Origin of the sequence: Kitasatospora sp. SolWspMP-SS2h (assembly GCF_003259315.1) — a bacterium.
Classification (GTDB): domain Bacteria; phylum Actinomycetota; class Actinomycetes; order Streptomycetales; family Streptomycetaceae; genus Kitasatospora; species Kitasatospora fiedleri.
On sequence record NZ_QLLT01000044.1, the window covers coordinates 1 to 18,014 of the forward strand.

Genomic DNA, 18,014 nt, shown 5'->3' on the forward strand with positions numbered 1-18,014 from the left:
GCGAGAGCGCGGCCCACTCGGCATCCGACAACTCATGACGACGTATCACGCCGCCATGATCCCACCCCCTGATCAACTTTGAAGACGGGCCCTAGGCGTCGGCCTCCCGGTGCTCCCCGGGCCCCCGGTCCTCCCCGGCCTCCCGCACGAGCCGTTCGAGCGCGTCGAGCACGTCCGGGCCGAGCACGGCGAGGGCCAGCGGGGGGCTGCGGCGCAGGCCGAGGACGGTGCGCAGCACGTCGGCGTGGTGGATCTCGCGCAGGGCGGCGGCGTACTCGGCGGCTTCGGCGGGCGGGGCGGCCCGCCAGGTCAGCAGCAGGGCCTTGACCACGGCGAACATCATCCGCCGGCCGCGGACGAGTTCGGGCCGCTCGTTGAGGCCGAACACCTCGATGGTGGCCTCGCCGCGGGCGGTCAGCGGGTCGTAGGCGCCGGAGTCGAGGTAGAGCCGCAGGTGGTCGGCCGGGTCCTCGCGGCAGGGGTCGATCAGCAGGCCGTCGCCGGTGGCGGGGTCGCGCGGGAAGCGGTCGCGCTTGCGGTTGCTGTTGCAGTGCGCGCAGGCCAGTAGGTGGTTCTGCCAGTCGAAGGTGCGCAGCGGGGCGTGGGCGATCGGCTCGAAGTGGTCGATGTCGGTGCCCAGGTTGTCGCCGCAGTACATGCAGCGTTCCAGGCCGGGGGCCATCTGCCGGAGCAGCAGCCGCAGTTGGGCCTTGGGCCGGACGGCGCGGCGCCAGGCGGCGCGTCCGGAGGCGGTGTCGGGGCCGGCGGCCCGCACCTGGGCGGTGGCGCGTTCGAGTTCGGCGGCCAGCCGGGCTTGCAGCGGCGGCCGCTGGAGCGGGATCACCCGTCCCGGCCGAGCAGCCGGGCGGTGACCTCGTCGACCCGGGCGGTCAGCGAGCTGTTCAGCCGGGCGCCCAGTTCGCGGTACTCGGCGAGTTCCGCGGCGGTGGCCTGTCCGGCGTACATCTTGCGCTCCAGGCGGACCAGCAGCCGGCGTTCGGCCTCGGCGGCGGGCGAGTAGGCGCTGGGCAGCGCGAACAGTTCGGAGAGCGCGGTGTCCTCGCCGCTGCCGTAGAGCACCCGTTGGCGCAGTTCCTCGTCCAGCCGGTAGGGGGCGCGGTCCTCGTCGGGGCCGGGCAGCCGGATCAGGGCGCCGGGGTCGGCGGCCTGGCAGACGTACGGGCTGTGGGTGGCGACCAGGAACTGGGTGTGCGGGAAGTGCTCGGTGAGCCAGGGGCCGATCCGCTGCTGCCAGGCGGGGTGCAGGTGCCGGTCGACGTCGTCCAGCAGGACCGGGCCCCGGTCGGGGGCGGTCGCGAGCTGGCTGACCAGGCGGGCCAGCTCGGCGGTTCCGCTGCCGAGTTCGTCCAGCGGGAGCTCCAGGCCGGCGCGGGCCACGTACTGCCGCTCCGGGTCGCTGACCCGCCAGCCGTCGGGCAGCACCCGGCCCGCCAGGTCGGCGTCCAGCGGGACGCGGCGGCCTTCGGCGCGCAGCGGGTAGCGGGCGCGCGGGGTGCCCGGCGGATCGCCGACCCGCCAGCGCGGGGCCGGGTCCGCCTGGGCCCAGCCCCCGGCGCCCCACCGCGCGGCGGGGCCGGGGGGCAGGGCGCCGAGCGCCATCGCGAGCACCAGCAGCAGCGTGCTCTTGCCGCTGCCGTTCGGCCCGGCGAACACCGTCCACCCCGGTTCCGGCGGGACCGCGAGGTCGACCTCGCGCGCGCCGGTGAAGCACTTCACCCCGGACACCCTGATCCGCGACACGTACACCGGACCACCCCCTCGGGGCGATGTATGCCCACGCCCCGGCCCGCCCACCCGCCGGGGCGTCAACCGCCGTACCGCGCCTCGCCCTCACCCGTTCGGGCGGGGTTGCCGGGCGGGGCGGCCAGCCGGAGCGGGAGGCCGTGGAGGGCTTCGCGCAGGGCGGCCGCGAAGCGGCCGTACTCGGTGGTGCGGGCGGAGCCGGGGCGGTGGGCGAGGCCGATCCGGCGGCCGGGTGCGGGGTGGGCGAAGCGGACGGCGGCGAGGCGGTCGGTGCGTCCGGCCTCGACGTCGAGCGCGGTGGCGGGCAGCAGGGTGACGCCGAGTCCGCCGGCGACCAGTTGGACCAGGGTGGAGAGCCCGGCGGCCCGGGTGCTGCCGCCGGCCGGTTCGGCGCCGACCTCGCGGCAGATGTCGAGCGCCTGGTCGCGCAGGCAGTGCCCCTCCTCCAGCAGCAGCACGTCCAGGTCGAGCAGGGCGTCGCGGGGGACGTCGATCCGCCCGGCGAGTCCGTGCTCGGGCGGCACGATCAGTACGAAGTCCTCGTCGAACAGCGGGATCTCGGCCACCGGCAGGCTCCCGCCGGCGGGCAGCGCGAGCAGCAGCAGGTCGAGCCGCCCGTCGGCCAGGCCGCCCAGCAGCGAGGGGGTGCGCTCCTCGTGGACGTGCAGTTCGAGGTCGGGGTAGGCGTCGCGGACCAGGCGCAGCACGGCGGGCAGCAGGTAGGGCGCGACGGTGGGGATCACCCCGAGGTGCAGCGGCCCGGTGAACGGGCGGCGGGCGGCCTCGGCCTCCTCGGTGAGCGCGTGCAGCGCGCCGAGCACCCGCCGGGAGTGCTCGGCGATCCGCTCCCCGAGCGGGGTGATCACGACCCGGCGGGTGGTCCGTTCGACGAGCTGCGCGCCGAGCGACTCCTCCAGGGCGGCGACCGCCCCGGACAGCGCGGACTGGCTGGTGCCGATCGCGGACGCGGCCTCCCGGAAGTGCCGGTGCTCGGCGACCGCGGCGAAGGCGCGCAGCTGGGAGACGGTGGGGGTGCGGGGGGTGTGCGGGGGGTGGGGCTTCACGGGGCGCTTCCTGCCGGTCCGGTGCTCCCCTCCAGTCTGCCGCACTGATCGGACTTGCCTATCGCGGCGCACGTCAGAACCGATTTCACTGATCAGTTTCTCTGTGCGAGGCTGGGCACCGTCCGCAATCCGGACATCCCTCGTCCCAAGTTTTGGAGAAGCGACGTGCTGACGATCGGCGACAAGTTCCCCGAGTACGAACTCAACGCCTGCGTGGACCTCGACGCCGCGAGCGCCTTCGCCGAGATCAACCACAAGTCCTACGAGGGCAAGTGGCGGATCGTCTTCTTCTGGCCGATGGACTTCACCTTCGTCTGCCCGACCGAGATCGCCGCGTTCGGCAAGCTGAACGAGGAGTTCGCCGACCGCGACGCCCAGGTCCTCGGCGTCTCCGGCGACTCCGAGTACGTGCACCACGCCTGGCGCAAGGACCACAAGGACCTGCGCGACCTGCCCTTCCCGATGCTGGCCGACGTCAAGCACGACCTGATGCGCGCCTGCGGCGTCGAGGGCGCGGACGGCACCGCCCAGCGCGCGGTGTTCATCGTCGACCCGAACAACGAGATCCAGTTCGTGATGGTGACCGCGGGCTCCGTCGGCCGCAACCCCAAGGAGGTGCTGCGGGTCCTCGACGCCCTGCAGACCGACGAGCTGTGCCCGTGCAACTGGACCAAGGGCGAGGACACCCTCGACGCCCAGTCCCTGCTGGCCGGCTGACCCGATGGCGCTCGACGAACTGAAGGCCGCCCTGCCGGACTACGCCAAGGACCTCAAGCTCAACCTCGGCTCGGTGATCGGCAACTCCGACCTGCCCGGGCAGCAGCTCTGGGGCACCGTGCTGGCCTGCGCGATGGCCACCCGCTCGGCGAGCGTGCTGCGCGAGCTGGAGCCGGAGGCCCGGGCCAACCTGAAGCCCGAGGCGTACGAGGCCGCCAAGGGCGCGGCCGCGATCATGGCGATGAACAACGTCTACTACCGGACGCTGCACCTGCTCTCCGACAAGGAGTACGGGACGATGCGGGCCGGTCTGCGGATGAACATCATCGGCAACCCGGGCGTCGACAAGGTCGACTTCGAGCTGTGGTCCTTCGCCGTCTCGGCGATCAACGGCTGCGGCCAGTGCCTCGACTCGCACGAGGGCGTGCTGCGCAAGGCCGGGGTCGACCGCGAGGTGATCCAGGCCGCGGTCAGGATCGCCGCCACCGTCCAGGCCGTCGCCGCGGTGCTGGACGCCGAGGCGCAGCTGCCGCGGTAGGTCCGGCCACGCGCGCAAGGGGCCGCCCCGGGAGAGGGTTCTCTCCCGGGGCGGCCCCTTGCGCGTGCGGCGGTCCCGGCGGGGCTCACTGCTTCCGGGCGGCCTCGATGGCCTGGAAGACCTCCTGCCCGGCCGCGTTGCGCTGGCGCAGGTGCCCGGTGACAGTGTTGGTCACGGCGATCAGCGGGACGGCGACGATCGCGCCGGGGATGCCGCCGAGGATGGAGCCGGCGGCGACGCCGAGCACCACCGCCAGCGGGTGGACCCGGACCGCGCGGCCGAGGATGAGCGGCTGGAGGATGTGGCCCTCCAGCTGCTGGACGCCGATCAGGATGGCCAGCGCGATCAGCGCCTTGGCCGGCCCGACCGTGACCACCGCGATCAGCACCGCGATGGTGCCGGTGACCAGCGCGCCGACCAGCGGCACGAACGCGCCCAGGAAGATGATCACCGCGAGCGGGATGGCCATCGGCACGCCGAGCATGAAGAGCCCGGTGCCGATGCAGAGCGCGTCGATGAAGGCCACGGTGACGGTGCCGCGCACGTACGCGGTCAGGGTGGCCCACGCCTTGGGCCCGGCGCCGGTCATCGCGTAGCGGGAGTGCCGGGGCAGTGCGCGCAGCACCCAGCTCCAGATCCGGGCGCCGTCGTAGAGCAGGAAGAAGGTGGTGAAGGCGGTGAGCACCACGCCGGTGAGCAGTTCGACGGCGATGGTGACGCCGGTGAAGCCGGCCGAGGTGAGCTCCTCGGAGTTCTTGCCGATGGCGGTGGTGATCTGGTTGGTGACGTTGTTGAGCTGGTCGGGGGTGAGGTGGAACGGCCCGGTGAGCAGCCAGTCGCGCAGCTGCCGCACGCCGTTCTGGACCTGGACGGTGACGGGGTCGAGGTTGCTGGAGACCTGCCAGAACACGAACCAGCCGACCAGGCCGATGCTGGCCAGGCCGGTCAGGAAGGCGGTGGCCGCGGCCACCGAGCGGGGCACCCCGTACCGGCGCAGCCAGGAGACGGTGGGTTCGAGCAGCGCGGAGATGAGCAGGGCGGCGACCGCGGCGAAGGCGACCAGCTTGAGGGTGTCGACGACCCGCAGGACCACGTAGAGGGCGACGCCGAGCAGCAGCAGCCGCCAGGTCGACTCGGCGGCGACCCGCAGCGACCAGGGCACCGCGTCCACCGGGTTGGCGGGCCGGCCGAGCGGGGCGGCGCCGGCCGGGAGTTCGGCGACCGGGGGGTCGACGGGCTGCGCGGGGCGCGGGGCGGGCACGGTGTCGTCGGTCCGCACGGCCGCTCCTTCCGGTGGGACGGGCGCGTCGGGGTCGGCCGGTGCGCCGTGGGCCGCGGCGAGCTGACGGGCCGTCCGCTCGGCGCTGCGCAGGGCGGCGCGTTCGGCGGCCAGTTCGACGGCCTGTTCGGTGGCGAGGACGTGCGCCTCGGCGGAGATGGCCGCGCGGCGGCGGCGTTCGGCGGCGGCGAACAGCCCGGCCGCGACCGCTCCGATCTTGGCGATGCCGCGCCAGCGGCCGCCGCCCGGCTCTTCTTCCGTCACTGCCCGGTCTCCCCCGCGTCGGTTCCTGCCGGCCGCGGGTCGCACGGCCGTCGGTGAGGAACGCTACCCGGCGCGGGCGGGCCGGGTCTCATGGGTGGCTCGGTCAACGACCGGCAAAAACGGGCAAATGATCGGCTTTACGGACGTTTCATCCGCCATGGAGGGGGAAGGGGGTGAAGCAGACGGACCTTCCGCCGGCGGACCGGCCGGGAGCGGAGGACACCAGGACCCGCTCCGCTCCCCCGCGTCCGCACCGAGCCGTCGCCGCCCACGGCGCACTGGTCAGCGCCGCCCGGGCGGGGCGGCCGTCCGACGGCGGCGCACGCGCAGGGCCCCGGCTCCCTCGCGGGAGCCGGGGCCCTGGTCTTCGTCACGTGCGGGTCCGAACCGGGGGCGGCTCAGTACCAGTTGTGGGCCTGCCAGAACGACCAGGCGCCACAGGGGCTGCCGTAGCGGCTGTTCATGTAGTTGAGGCCCCACTTGATCTGGGTCTCGGGGTTGGTCCGCCAGTCCGCGCCAGCCGAGGCCATCTTGGAGCCCGGCAGCGCCTGGACCAGGCCGTAGGCACCGGAGGAGGCGTTGGTCGCGGTGTAGTTCCAGCCGCTCTCGCGCTTCACGATCTGGCTGAAGCACTGGAACTGGGTGGGGTCGCCGACGATCTGCAGCGCCATGTCCTGGACCGAGCCGGGACTGACGGTGGCGAGCACGCTGCGGGCGGCGGCCCGGTTGGCCTCTTCCTTGGCCCGCTTGGCCTCGGCCTCCTTGGCGGCCTTGTCCGCGTCGGCCTTGGCCTGGGCGTCGGCCGCGGCCTTCTGGCGGGCGGCCTCGGCGGCGGCCTTCCGGGCGGCGGTGTCGGCGGACACCTGCTGGGCGTCGGCCTGCCGGCCGATCCCGTCGCTGACGTTCTGGGCCTGCGCACCGGTGGGCGCGTCGGCGAGCAGGGTGGCGCTCGCGACGTCGACCGTCTGGACGGCCTTGCCCTCGCTGCCAGAGGCCGCACCCACGACGGCACCGACGGCGGTCACCGCGGTGGCGGAGGCGACAGCGACTCCCCGGACCGAGATCCGAGTCACATGGTTTCCTTCCAGCGTCGCCCGTCCTGTGACCGTACGGGCGCGTTATCCGCCCCTGGCACTGGCCTCCGTCGAACGCTGGTCACGGGAGGCACGGGCTCGGCCGTCCCCCCGGGCGGGCCCGGAGAGGCGGTTGGATCGAGCGGCGTACGGCCTTGCGGTTGTTCAGTTGTCCACCCGCCGACCAGGGTCGCCGGGCGTGCGGTTGCCGTACGCGGGGCCTGACAGAACCCACACCATGCCGCACGCGAGCGTGTCTACGCAATTCCCTTGGCCGTGGCGGATCTCACAAACTTTTCGACCTGCGGCTTTGGCGGAACGACCGCCGAGGGGACGTCAGTTCGACTGGCAGCGAAGGGGCCTGACGCTATGCGCCAGGCCCCTTCGCCCCGTTGTGTCCCGGTATGTCCTAGGGCTGGATGTCCTCCAGCATCTCGGTCACCAGGGCGGCGATCGGCGAGCGCTCGGACCGGGTGAGCGTGACGTGGGCGAACAGCGGGTGCCCCTTCAGCTTCTCCACCACGGCGACCACCCCGTCGTACCGGCCGACCCGCAGGTTGTCCCGCTGGGCGACGTCGTGGGTGAGCACCACCCGGGAGTTCTGGCCGATCCGGGAGAGCACCGTGAGCAGCACGTTCCGCTCCAGCGACTGCGCCTCGTCCACGATCACGAAGGCGTCGTGCAGCGAGCGCCCGCGGATGTGGGTGAGCGGCAGCACCTCCAGCATGCCGCGGGAGATGACCTCCTCGATCACGTCGGGCGTGGTGACGGCGGAGAGGGTGTCGAAGACCGCCTGCGCCCAGGGGCCCATCTTCTCGGCCTCGCTGCCGGGCAGGTAGCCGAGCTCCTGGCCGCCGACCGCGTACAGCGGGCGGAAGACCATCACCTTGCGGTGCTGGCGGCGCTCCAGGACGGCTTCGAGCCCGGCGCACAGGGCGAGCGCGGACTTGCCGGTGCCGGCCCGGCCGCCCATCGAGATGATGCCGATCTCCGGGTCGAGCAGCAGGTCGAGGGCGATCCGCTGCTCGGCGCTGCGGCCGCGCAGGCCGAACGCCTCGCGGTCGCCCCGCACCAGCCGCACCCGGCCGTCGGGGGCCACCCGGCCCAGCGCCCGGCCGCGCTCGGAGTGCAGCACCAGGCCGGTGTGGACCGGGAGCTGCTCGGCGCCCTCCACCTCCAGGGCGTGCTCCTGGCCGGCGAACAGCCGGTCCACCTGGTCGGCGGGGACGTGCAGTTCGGTCATGCCCGTCCAGCCGGAGGTGATCGCCAGCTCGGCCCGGTACTCCTCGGCCAGCAGGCCGACCGAGCTGGCCTTGATCCGCAGCGGCAGGTCCTTGGAGACGACGGTGACGTCGTAGCCCTCGGCCTGCAGGTTGCGGGCGACCGCGAGGATGCGGGTGTCCGCCTCGCCGCCGCCGACCCGGTAGCCGGCCGGGAGGATCGAGATGTCGGAGTGGTTCAGTTCGACCCGGATGGTGCCGCCGAGCTCGCCGACCGGGATCGGCTCGTCCAGCCGGCCGTGCCGCACCCGGTAGTCGTCCAGCATCCGCAGTGCCTGGCGGGCGAAGTAGCCCAGCTCCGGGTGGTGCCGTTTGGCCTCCAGCTCGGTGACGACGACGACCGGGAGGACCACCTCGTGCTCCTCGAAGCGCGTCATCGCCATCGGGTCCGCCAGGAGCACGCTGGTGTCGAGGACGTACGTGCGCCGGTCAGGTGTCCGGCGGCTCTTGGAACTGACCACTAGCCCTCCAGAGCGGGTGACCCGACGTCACCCGCGGCCCACCGGTCCCCGCGGCCCCGCTGGCCGGGGGGAACGGTCTGAAGGGTGTATTCCCAGGCGAGCGGCCCCGCATTCGCGCCCGCGCGAATGGCGGGAACACACCGGGTGAACGTTTTCCCACCCGTCCCACGGGTAGTGGAGCCTGACCCGGGGTCAGCGCCCCATCCGCCGGTTGCGCAGCTGGTAGTCGCGCAGCGCCCGGAGGAAGTCGACCTTCCGGAAGGCCGGCCAGTACGCCTCGCAGAAGTAGAACTCGCTGTGCGCGGACTGCCAGAGCAGGAAGCCGGACAGCCGCTGCTCGCCGGAGGTGCGGATCACCAGGTCCGGGTCGGGCTGGCCCTTGGTGTAGAGGTGCTCGGCGATGTGCTCGACGTCCAGGACCTCGGCCAGCTCCTCGATCGAGGTGCCGCGCCCGGCGTGCTCCTGGAGCAGCGAGCGGACGGCGTCGGCGATCTCCTGGCGGCCGCCGTAGCCGATCGCCACGTTCACGGTCAGCCCGTCGATGTGCCCGGTCTCCTGGGCGGCCCGCTTGAGCACCTCGGCGGTCCGCGCGGGCAGCAGGTCGAGCGCGCCGACCGGGTGGACCTTCCAGCGGCCGGCCTCGACCAGGCCGCGCACCGCGTCCTCGATGATGCCGAGCAGCGGGACGAGCTCCTCGGCGGGGCGGGCCAGGTTGTCGGTGGAGAGCATCCACAGGGTGACCACCCGGACGTCGGTCTCCGCGCACCAGCCCAGGAACTCGCTGATCTTGTCGGCGCCGCGCCGGTGCCCGTAGGCGGTGCTGCCGCCGGTGGCCTTGGCCCAGCGCCGGTTGCCGTCCAGGATCACGCCGATGTGGTGCGGGGTGTTCGCCAGGTGCACCTCGACCCGGCGGCCGTACAGGCGGTAGGCCCGGTCCAGCAGGGTGCGCAGCCCCGGCGTGCGTTCCACCACATCGCGCAGACCCATCGTGAACGGCCCCTCCGTGCTGATTGCTCCGGGTGCGAAATCCCTGCGGCAGCCTACTCCGCCCGGGTTTGCGCGCGGCAAAACCGCAGGTACCGGTCTTGTCACGGTGCGCGCACGGGGACGGCTACGGAACGGTCTCCGAATCCTTAAACGGCCCCTAAACCGGATACCGGGTCTTGACGCTTGCCATTGGTCTAGTCCAGCGTGTGGTCAGCACCACAGCGGACCCTCCCCCACAGGCGGAGCCGCCGCGACCCCCACCGCGGCGGCTCTCCCCGACATTCCGGCGTGCCTCCCCACACCCGTACCCCCACTCCCCGCACTGGAGCCTGTCATGGCCCGTACCCTGCAGCAGCCGTCCCACCGGCGCCGCAACAAGATCCCGGCGGTGCTCGCCACCGCGACCGCGCTGGCCCTGGCCGGCACCGGTCTCGCCCTGTCGGCCGGCGGCGCGAGCGCCGCGGTCGGCAACCTGGTCACCAACGGCGGCTTCGACTCCGGCCTCGCCGGCTGGTCCTGCACCGGCACCACCGCCGCGGTCTCCACCCCCGTGCACTCGGGCACCGGCGCGCTGTCCGCCACCCCCGGCGCCGGCGACACCGCGGAGTGCACCCAGACCGTCTCGGTGCTCCCCAACACCGCCTACGCGCTGAACGGCTGGGTCCAGGGCCAGTACGTCTACCTGGGCGCCCGCGGCACCGGCGGCACCGACCCGTCCACCTGGTCGGCGCAGAGCGCCTGGAACCAGCTGAACACCACCTTCACCACCGGCGCCAACACCACCAGCGTCACGCTGTACGTCCACGGCTGGTACGGCCAGCCCACGTACTACGCGGACGACATCCAGCTGATCGGCCCGGGCGGCACCGCCTCCCCGACCCCGTCGGCCTCGCCCACCAAGAGCTCCTCGCCCAGCCCGTCGGCCTCGCCGACCAAGAGCGCCTCGCCGTCCGCGTCGGCCTCGCCCACCAAGAGCTCCTCGCCCAGCCCGTCGGCCTCGACCAGCACCCCGCCGCCGGTCACCGGCCTGCCCAAGCACGCGCTGACCGGCTACTGGCAGAACTTCGACAACGGCGCGACCGTGCAGCGGCTGCGCGACGTGCAGTCCGCGTACGACATCATCGCGGTCTCCTTCGCCGACGCGACCACCACCCAGGGCGGGATCTCCTTCACCCTGGACCCGGCGCTGGCCACCAAGCTCGGCGGCTACTCCGACGCCGACTTCAAGGCCGATATCGCCGCCAAGCACGCGGCCGGCAAGAAGGTCGTCCTCTCCATCGGCGGCCAGAACGGCGCCATCTCGGTGGGCAACGCCACCGCGGCGACCAACTTCGCCAACTCGGCGTACGCCCTGATCCAGCAGTACGGCTTCGACGGCATCGACGTCGACCTGGAGAACGGCGTCGACCCGACCTACATGGCGCAGGCGCTGCACACCCTGCAGTCCAAGGTCGGCTCCGGCTTCATCCTGACCATGGCGCCCGAGACCATCGGCATGTACTCCACCGCCGGCGCGTACTTCCAGCTCGCGCTGAACACCAAGGACATCCTGACCGTCGTCAACACCCAGTTCTACAACTCGGGCGGCATGAACGGCTGCGACGGCAAGGTGTACACCCAGGGCACCATCGACTTCATCACCGCCCAGGTCTGCACCCACATCCAGGGCGGCCTGCGGCCGGACCAGGTCGGCATCGGCGTCCCCGCCTCCACCAGGGCGGCCGGCGGCGGCTACGTCAACTCCACCGTGGTGAACAACGCGCTGGACTGCCTGGCCACCGGCAACCACTGCGGCAGCTTCGTCCCGCCGGCCAAGTGGCCGACCATCCGCGGCGCGATGACCTGGTCGACCAACTGGGACGCCGCCAACGGCAACGACTTCTCCACCAACGTCGGCGCCTTCGCGCACGGCATGCAGTAGGACGGCATGCAGTAGGACGGCACGCCGTGAGCAGCACAGAGAGCCAGTGCGCCGCTCCCTGAGGGTGGGGTAGGCGCACGCAACAGGGGCCCGCCGTACCGCTGGGGTACGGCGGGCCTCGCCCATGGCCCGCGCCCCTCGCGGGCCGGTGCGCCGACGGGCCGCGGTACGCCGACGAGCGCGGTGCGCCGACGGGTCAGGGCGCCGCCAGCACCGCCGCCAGCGTGCCCAGCAGCATCGCCGGACCGAACGCCAGCTCGCTGCGCCGGCCCGCCCGGCGCAGCACCAGCAGGGCCACCGCCCACAGCGCGGCGACCGCCCACATGGCGAACAGGCCCCCGTACACCGTCCGCCAGCCGGCCAGGCCCAGGACCGCGCCCAGCGACGGGGCCAGCTTGGCGTCGCCCAGGCCCATCGGGGCGAGCAGCGCCAGCAGCAGGAACAGCAGCCCGAGCGCGCCCGCCGCCAGCGCGCAGCGCAGCCACACCGCCGGGCGGTGGTCGGCGAGCGGGACGAGCGCGGCGGTGCCGAGGAACAGCGGCAGGGTCAGCGCGTCCGGCAGCCGCTTCACCGCGGCGTCCACGAAGCCCAGCACGGTGCCGAACAGGGCCAGCCACACCAGCACCGGCAGCCAGCGCCCGGGCGCCCAGGCGCCCAGCGCCGCGCCGAGCGCCGCCGCGGCGGCCTCGACGGACAGCGGCGGCGGGCCGACCCGTTCGCCGTGCCGGGCGCAGCGGCCGAGCGGGGTGGGCCGGCAGTCGCGCCACGGCTCGCCGGGCGGCACCGCGTAGCGCGCCACCGCGACCCGCAGCGGCGGCCCCGCGAGCAGTCCCAGCACGGCCCCGAGCACTGCCCCGAACATCCGGCCCTCCCCTGACGGCCCTCCCCTGACGGTCCGCCGCGACCCTACCGCCCAGGGCGTTCGCCCGTCCGTGTCCAGGTGGCGAACACCACGCGGTGATCGGCGCGGGCCGCCCGTAAAGTAGGCGGGTATGCAGGTCATCCAGTCCAGCAAGCTCGCCAATGTCTGCTACGACATCCGCGGCCCGGTCCTCGACGAGGCGATGCGGCTGGAGGAGCAGGGCCACCGCATCCTGAAGCTCAACACCGGCAACCCGGCCGCGTTCGGTTTCGAGGCGCCGCCGGAGATCCTCCAGGACATCCTCCGCAACCTCAACTCGGCCCACGGGTACGGCGATTCGAAGGGCCTGCTGTCGGCCCGGCGGGCCGTGGTGATGCACTACGAGGAGCGCGGCCTGCACGGTCTCACCGTCGAGGACGTCTACCTGGGCAACGGCGTCTCGGAGCTGATCCAGCTCGCCATGACCGCCCTGCTCGACGACGGCGACGAGGTGCTCGTCCCGGCACCCGACTACCCGCTGTGGACGGCCTCGGTCTCGCTGGCGGGCGGCACCGCCGTGCACTACCGCTGCGACGAGCAGGCCGAGTGGTACCCGGACCTGGCCGACATCGCCGCGAAGATCACCGACCGCACCCGGGCGATCGTGGTGATCAACCCCAACAACCCCACCGGCGCGGTGTACCCGCGCGAGCTGCTGGAGGGCATCGCCGAACTCGCCCGGCGGCACCGGCTGGTGATCTACGCGGACGAGATCTACGACAAGATCCTCTACGACGGCGTCGAGCACACCCCGCTGGCCACCCTGGCGCCCGACCTGTTCTGCGTCACCTTCAACGGCATGTCCAAGTCCTACCGGGTCGCGGGGTTCCGCTCCGGCTGGATGGTGCTCTCCGGCGACCGGCACCGGGCCCGCTCCTACATCGAGGGCCTCAACGTGCTCGCCTCGATGCGGCTGTGCGCCAACATGCCCGCCCAGCACGCGGTCGCCGCCGCGCTCGGCGGCCGGCAGTCGATCCGCGACCTGATCCTGCCCGGCGGCCGGCTGCTCGCCTCCCGGGACGCCGCGTACAAGCTGCTGAACGAGATCCCCGGCGTCTCCTGCGTCAAGCCGAAGGGCGCGCTGTACGCCTTCCCCCGGCTCGACCCGCAGGTCTACAAGATCAAGGACGACGCGCAGATGGTCCTCGACCTGCTGCGCGCCCAGCGGATACTGATCGTCCAGGGCACCGGCTTCAACTGGCCCGAGCCCGACCACTTCCGGCTGGTCACCCTCCCGCGCCCGGAGGAGATCACCGACGCGGTCACCCGGATCGGCGACTTCCTGTCCGGCTACGCCCAGCCGTAGCGCGGGGGCGGGGCCGACGGCGGCGGGGTCCGCCCGGCGAGGAGGGTCTCCTCGCCGGGCGGACCCCGCGGTGCGTCGGGCCGCGGCCGGAGGTCAGTCGCCGAGCCGCTTGACCAGCGCCCGGTACTCGTCCCACAGCGCGCTCGGCGTGTGCGCGCCGAACAGCTCCAGGTGGGCCGGGACCAGCGCGGCCTCCTGCTTCCAGATCTCCCGGTCGACCGTGAACAGCAGCTCGCGGTCGGCGTCGGAGAGCTCCAGCCCGTCCAGGTCGAAGCCGTCCACCTCGGGCAGCACGCCGATCGGCGTCCCGACGCCCGCCGCGGTGCCCTCCAGGCGCTCGACGATCCACTTCAGGACGCGGCTGTTCTCGCCGTAGCCGGGCCAGACGAACTGGCCGTCGGCGTTCTTCCGGAACCAGTTGACGTAGTAGATCTTCGGCAGCTTCTCCGGGTCGGCGTCCGCGCCGACCTTGAGCCAGTGCGCGAAGTAGTCGCCCATGTTGTAGCCGCAGAACGGCAGCATGGCGAACGGGTCGCGGCGCAGCTCGCCGACGGTGCCCTCGGCGGCGGCGGTCTTCTCGGAGGCGATGTTGGCGCCGAGGAAGACGCCGTGCTGCCAGTCGAAGGACTCGGTGACCAGCGGGACGGCGGTGGCCCGGCGGCCGCCGAACAGGATCGCCGAGATCGGCACGCCGGCCTGGTCCTCCCACTCCGGGGCGATGGTCGGGCACTGCGCGGCGGGGACGGCGAACCGCGCGTTCGGGTGGGCGGCGGGGGTGCCGGACGCGGGCGTCCAGTCGTTGCCGCGCCAGTCGGTGAGGTGCGCGGGCGGCTCCTCGGTGAGGCCCTCCCACCACACGTCGCCGTCGTCGGTGAGGGCGACGTTGGTGAAGACGGTGTTGCCCCACAGGGTCTTGATCGCGTTGGCGTTGGTGTCCTCGCCGGTGCCGGGGGCGACGCCGAAGAAGCCGGCCTCCGGGTTGATCGCGTAGAGCCGGCCGTCGGCGCCGAACCGCATCCAGGCGATGTCGTCGCCGATGGTCTCGACCTTCCAGCCGGGGACGGTCGGCTGGAGCATGGCGAGGTTGGTCTTGCCGCAGGCGGACGGGAACGCGGCGGCGACGTACTTCACCTCGCCGGAGGGCGGGGTGAGCTTGAGGATCAGCATGTGCTCAGCCAGCCAGCCCTCGTCGCGGGCCATGGTGGAGGCGATCCGCAGCGCGTAGCACTTCTTGCCGAGCAGGGCGTTGCCGCCGTAGCCGGAGCCGTAGGACCAGATCTCCCGGGTCTCCGGGAAGTGCGAGATGTACTTGGTGCCGTTGCACGGCCACGGCACGTCGTCCTGGCCCTCGGCCAGCGGGGCGCCGACGGTGTGCACGGCCTTGACGAACTCGCCGTCCTCGCCGAGCTGGTCGAGCACGGCCCGGCCCATCCGGGTCATCACGCGCATCGAGACGGCGACGTACGCGGAGTCGGTGATCTCGACGCCGTACGCGGCCAGCGGGGAGCCGACCGGACCCATCGAGAACGGCACCACGTACATGGTGCGGCCGCGCATCGCGCCGCGGAACAGGCCGTCCTCGCCCTGGAAGACCTCGCGCATCTCGGCGGGGGCCTTCCAGTGGTTGGTCGGGCCGGCGTCCTGCTCGCGCTCGGAGCAGATGAAGGTGCGGTCCTCGACGCGGGCGACGTCGGACGGGTCGGAGGCCGCGTAGTAGGAGCCGGGGCGCTTGGTCGGGTCGAGCCTGGTGAAGGTGCCCTGGGCGACGAGCTGCTCGGCGAGGCGGTGGTACTCCTCCTCCGAGCCGTCGCACCAGACGACGCGGTCCGGCTGGGTGAGGTCGGCAATCTCGTTCACCCAGTCCACCAGGCGCTGGTGGCGGGTGGGCGCGGACTCGGCGAGTGCAGAGGTCTGAGGCGGCACGATCGCTCCGTTTCACACCATCTCGGCCAGGAGACGGCTTCGCGGGGGTTGAGGGTGGTTACACGGTAGCCCCGGGCCGCGCCCTCTTCTTCGTCCAATTGGCGTCATTGACGAGATTTTTACTACGGACTGTCCGATTCAGCGGCCCGGAACTGCTCCTCGAATGCCCCGGAGAGACCTTGATCACTCGACCCCAATGCTCCATAACGTACAAGAGTGAGGATCGCCACTTCACTACGCACCAGTAACCTACGGTTCCGTAAGATGCTGCCCATGACCGCGGAAGCGCTGGAGCTCATGAAGCCCAAGTGGCGTGGCTGGCTGCACGCCGGAATGTTCCCGGCCGCCCTGGCCGCCGGAATCGTGTTGATCTGCCTGGCCGACTCGACGGCGGCCCGGGTCGCCTGCGTCGTCTACTCGGCGAGCGCCTGGATGCTGTTCGGGGTGAGCGCGCTCTACCACCGCTTCACCTGGGGGCCGCGCGGCGAGGCGGTGCTGCGCCGGCTCGACCACGCCAACATCTTCCTGATCATCGCCGGGACGTACACCCCGTTCACCATGCTGCTGCTGGACGGCGCGCGACAGCAGGTGCTGCTGTGGCTGGTGTGGGGCGGGGCGCTGGCCGGGATCGCCTTCCGGGTGTTCTGGGTCGGCGCGCCGCGCTGGCTGTACACCCCGTGCTACGTGGCCCTCGGCTGGGCGGCGGTGTTCTTCCTGCCGGACTTCCTGCACAGGGGCGGGGCGGCCGTGCTGACCCTGATCGTCGTCGGCGGTGTGCTCTACACGGCCGGCGGCGTGGTCTACGGCCTCAAGCGGCCGAACCCGTCACCGCGCTGGTTCGGCTTCCACGAGGTCTTCCACGCCCTCACCCTGGGCGCGTTCATCACGCAGTACGTGGGGATCTCGCTGGTGGCGTACACCGTCACCTCCTGACCCCCGCTCCCCGCTCCCCGTGGCGGTCCGAGACTCCGGCGCCTCAATACCTCAGTACCTCACCGGCTGGGCCCTCTCCTCCAGCCGCTCCCGGGCCCGACGGCAGCGCTCGCAGTGCGCCGCGCCGGGCCCTTCGCCCGCCGTGCGCCGGTGGGCCCGGCCGCGGAAGCGGTGCGCGACCCAGGCCATCACCGCCAGCACCTCGATCGCGGAGACGCCCCAGACCAGGCGGGCCCCGCCGATCAGGTACCCGGCGATGACGGCCAGCGCGGCCAGCACACCGACCACGCCGCTCCAGAACCGCGCCGCACCGTACTCCATCGGCAAACCTCCCGCCGGCCGACAGGTCTTCTGACAGGTCGTCAGAGAACTCCCCACCTACAGTGACACGTTCGGCACGCTGCGAGGGCGAACGGGGGATCAACAACGCGTCAATTCCAGAGGGGGGAATCGCGCAGGGAGGCGTTCCGGTGGGCGCGCTCCGGTCGGCGTGCTCCGGTGGGCGGCGGCTCAGTCGGCCAGCAGCACCAGCTTCCCGGTGACCCGCCCGCCGTCGCCCACCTCGTGCGCCTTCGCCGCCTCCGCCAGCGGGAACGTCCCGGCGATCTCGGCCCGCAGCAGGCCGCGCTCGGCGAGGTCCGCGACGCCCGCCATGCCCGCGTGGTCGGCCTCCACCAGCAGCATCGCGGTCCGCACCCCGAGCCGCTCCGCCGCCGCGGCCAGGCCCTCGGCCGGGAACGGCAGGATCGACACCAGCAGCCCGCCCCGGCGCAGCGTGCGCAGCGAGCGCAGCTGGTAGTCGCCGCCGATGGTGTCCAGCACGACGTCGACGTCGCGCACCGCCTCGGCGAAGTCGGTCTCCCGGTAGTCGACCGGCTCGTCCACCCCGATCCGGCGCAGGAAGTCGTGCTTGCCCGCGCTGGCCGTCCCGATCACGTGCGCGCCGCGGGCCTTGGCGATCTGCACCGCCAGGTGCCCGACCCCGCCGGCCGCGGCGTGCACCAGTACCCGGTCCCCGGCCCGGACCTGCGCGGTGTCGACCAGCGCCTGCCAGGCCGTCAGCGCGGCCAGCGGCAGCGCCCCCGCCTGCACCGCGTCCACCGAGGCGGGCCGGCGGACGAACGCCCGGGCCGGGCCGGTCACGTACTCGGCGTGCGAGCCGGCGCCGTGCGGGTACGGCAGCATGCCGAACACCTCGTCGCCCGGCGCGAACAGCGTGACGCCGAGGCCGACCGCCTCCACCGTGCCCGCCACGTCCCAGCCGAGGATGAACGGCGGTTCACCGAGGAAGAGGCCGCTCGCCCGGTGCTTCCAGTCGGTCGGGTTCAGCCCCGCCGCCCGCACCCGGACCAGCACCTCGCTCGTCCCCGGCCGCGGGCGCGGCAGCTCCACCACGCGCAGCACCTCGGGGCCGCCGAGGACGTCCTGGCTGACCGCGCGCATCGTGCCGCCGCCGTCCTGCGGTGTTTCGTGCGCCTGGTGGGTCGGGTCGGTCCGGTGGGTCGGGTCGGTCCGGTGGGTCTGGTTCGTCGTCATGCCCTTCAGCCTGGCGGGCGCGCGGCCGGGCCGGGAGTGGCAAGATGGTCACTGTCCGATGGGATCA

At 72.9% G+C, this 18,014-nt stretch carries 16 protein-coding genes; 5 read left to right on the forward strand and 11 right to left on the reverse strand.

Going from position 1 to position 18,014, the window contains the following annotated elements; all coding sequences use genetic code 11:
* Positions 1–91: 91 nt before the first annotated feature.
* From K353_RS32180 to K353_RS32190, 3 genes are read right to left on the reverse strand one after another with little or no spacing between them, the layout of a single operon-like run.
* Positions 92–844, reverse strand: a complete 753-nt coding sequence (locus tag K353_RS32180) for an HNH endonuclease (RefSeq protein ID WP_233533970.1) — start codon at positions 842–844, stop codon at positions 92–94.
* Positions 841–1,815: an AAA family ATPase gene (locus K353_RS32185; RefSeq protein WP_370447694.1), complete on the reverse strand. Its 975-nt coding sequence runs from the start codon at positions 1,813–1,815 to the stop codon at positions 841–843. The genes K353_RS32180 and K353_RS32185 overlap by 4 nt, the downstream gene beginning before the upstream one ends.
* Before the next feature lie 11 nt (positions 1,816–1,826).
* On the reverse strand, positions 1,827–2,828 hold the full coding sequence (locus tag K353_RS32190; RefSeq protein ID WP_111557024.1) for a LysR substrate-binding domain-containing protein: 1,002 nt from the start codon (positions 2,826–2,828) through the stop codon (positions 1,827–1,829).
* A gap of 165 nt (positions 2,829–2,993) precedes the next feature.
* Here K353_RS32190 and K353_RS32195 point away from each other — a divergent pair, with 165 nt between their 5' ends.
* Complete coding sequence (locus K353_RS32195) at positions 2,994–3,545, forward strand: peroxiredoxin (protein WP_111557025.1); 552 nt, start codon at positions 2,994–2,996, stop codon at positions 3,543–3,545.
* Positions 3,546–3,549: 4 nt separating this feature from the next.
* Positions 3,550–4,083 (forward strand): alkyl hydroperoxide reductase, encoded by a 534-nt coding sequence (locus tag K353_RS32200; protein ID WP_111557026.1) that lies wholly within the window; start codon positions 3,550–3,552, stop codon positions 4,081–4,083.
* 85 nt (positions 4,084–4,168) lie between these two features.
* Here the strand turns inward: K353_RS32200 and K353_RS32205 are convergent, their stop codons facing one another.
* The 4 genes from K353_RS32205 to K353_RS32220 all read right to left on the reverse strand — a co-directional run bounded on the left by K353_RS32205 (position 4,169) and on the right by K353_RS32220 (position 9,427).
* Complete coding sequence (locus K353_RS32205; protein WP_111557027.1) at positions 4,169–5,626, reverse strand: AI-2E family transporter; 1,458 nt, start codon at positions 5,624–5,626, stop codon at positions 4,169–4,171.
* Positions 5,627–6,024: 398 nt separating this feature from the next.
* Positions 6,025–6,699, reverse strand: coding sequence for a transglycosylase SLT domain-containing protein (locus K353_RS32210; protein ID WP_100836552.1), 675 nt, complete (start codon positions 6,697–6,699; stop codon positions 6,025–6,027).
* Positions 6,700–7,108: 409 nt separating this feature from the next.
* Complete coding sequence (locus K353_RS32215) at positions 7,109–8,440, reverse strand: PhoH family protein (protein ID WP_111557028.1); 1,332 nt, start codon at positions 8,438–8,440, stop codon at positions 7,109–7,111.
* Positions 8,441–8,632: 192 nt separating this feature from the next.
* Entirely contained in the window at positions 8,633–9,427 is a 795-nt protein-coding gene (locus tag K353_RS32220; RefSeq protein ID WP_111557029.1) for an isoprenyl transferase, read from the reverse strand.
* Between the two features lie 334 nt (positions 9,428–9,761).
* Between K353_RS32220 and K353_RS32225 the strand changes: the two genes are divergently transcribed.
* Entirely contained in the window at positions 9,762–11,348 is a 1,587-nt protein-coding gene (locus K353_RS32225) for a chitinase (RefSeq protein WP_111557030.1), read from the forward strand.
* A 196-nt stretch (positions 11,349–11,544) separates the two neighbouring features.
* Here the strand turns inward: K353_RS32225 and K353_RS32230 are convergent, their stop codons facing one another.
* Positions 11,545–12,210 carry a prepilin peptidase gene (locus K353_RS32230; protein ID WP_111557031.1) on the reverse strand — a complete coding sequence of 222 codons (666 nt, stop codon included), beginning with the start codon at positions 12,208–12,210 and terminating at the stop codon, positions 11,545–11,547.
* A 130-nt stretch (positions 12,211–12,340) separates the two neighbouring features.
* Between K353_RS32230 and K353_RS32235 the strand changes: the two genes are divergently transcribed.
* Positions 12,341–13,555, forward strand: a complete 1,215-nt coding sequence (locus K353_RS32235; RefSeq protein ID WP_111557032.1) for a pyridoxal phosphate-dependent aminotransferase — start codon at positions 12,341–12,343, stop codon at positions 13,553–13,555.
* Positions 13,556–13,648: 93 nt separating this feature from the next.
* Here K353_RS32235 and K353_RS32240 read toward each other — a convergent pair whose 3' ends face one another.
* On the reverse strand, positions 13,649–15,478 hold the full coding sequence (locus K353_RS32240) for a phosphoenolpyruvate carboxykinase (GTP) (RefSeq protein ID WP_111557033.1): 1,830 nt from the start codon (positions 15,476–15,478) through the stop codon (positions 13,649–13,651).
* Positions 15,479–15,742: 264 nt separating this feature from the next.
* Between K353_RS32240 and K353_RS32245 the strand changes: the two genes are divergently transcribed.
* Positions 15,743–16,411, forward strand: coding sequence for a hemolysin III family protein (locus tag K353_RS32245; protein WP_370447691.1), 669 nt, complete (start codon positions 15,743–15,745; stop codon positions 16,409–16,411).
* A 51-nt stretch (positions 16,412–16,462) separates the two neighbouring features.
* Here the strand turns inward: K353_RS32245 and K353_RS32250 are convergent, their stop codons facing one another.
* Positions 16,463–16,732 carry a hypothetical protein gene (locus K353_RS32250; RefSeq protein WP_111557034.1) on the reverse strand — a complete coding sequence of 90 codons (270 nt, stop codon included), beginning with the start codon at positions 16,730–16,732 and terminating at the stop codon, positions 16,463–16,465.
* A 189-nt stretch (positions 16,733–16,921) separates the two neighbouring features.
* Positions 16,922–17,854 (reverse strand): NADP-dependent oxidoreductase, encoded by a 933-nt coding sequence (locus K353_RS32255; protein WP_111557057.1) that lies wholly within the window; start codon positions 17,852–17,854, stop codon positions 16,922–16,924.
* Positions 17,855–18,014 lie beyond the last annotated feature (160 nt).

What these genes read in the sequence shown, in the direction of transcription:
- K353_RS32200 (WP_111557026.1), top strand. Translation starts at nt 3,550, where the DNA reads ATGGCGCTCGACGAACTGAAGGCCGCCCTGCCGGACTACGCCAAGGAC.
- K353_RS32220 (WP_111557029.1), bottom strand. Translation starts at nt 9,427, where the DNA reads ATGGGTCTGCGCGATGTGGTGGAACGCACGCCGGGGCTGCGCACCCTG.
- K353_RS32225 (WP_111557030.1), top strand. Translation starts at nt 9,762, where the DNA reads ATGGCCCGTACCCTGCAGCAGCCGTCCCACCGGCGCCGCAACAAGATC.
- K353_RS32230 (WP_111557031.1), bottom strand. Translation starts at nt 12,210, where the DNA reads ATGTTCGGGGCAGTGCTCGGGGCCGTGCTGGGACTGCTCGCGGGGCCG.
- K353_RS32235 (WP_111557032.1), top strand. Translation starts at nt 12,341, where the DNA reads ATGCAGGTCATCCAGTCCAGCAAGCTCGCCAATGTCTGCTACGACATC.
- K353_RS32245 (WP_370447691.1), top strand. Translation starts at nt 15,743, where the DNA reads ATGCTGCCCATGACCGCGGAAGCGCTGGAGCTCATGAAGCCCAAGTGG.
- K353_RS32250 (WP_111557034.1), bottom strand. Translation starts at nt 16,732, where the DNA reads ATGGAGTACGGTGCGGCGCGGTTCTGGAGCGGCGTGGTCGGTGTGCTG.
- K353_RS32255 (WP_111557057.1), bottom strand. Translation starts at nt 17,854, where the DNA reads ATGCGCGCGGTCAGCCAGGACGTCCTCGGCGGCCCCGAGGTGCTGCGC.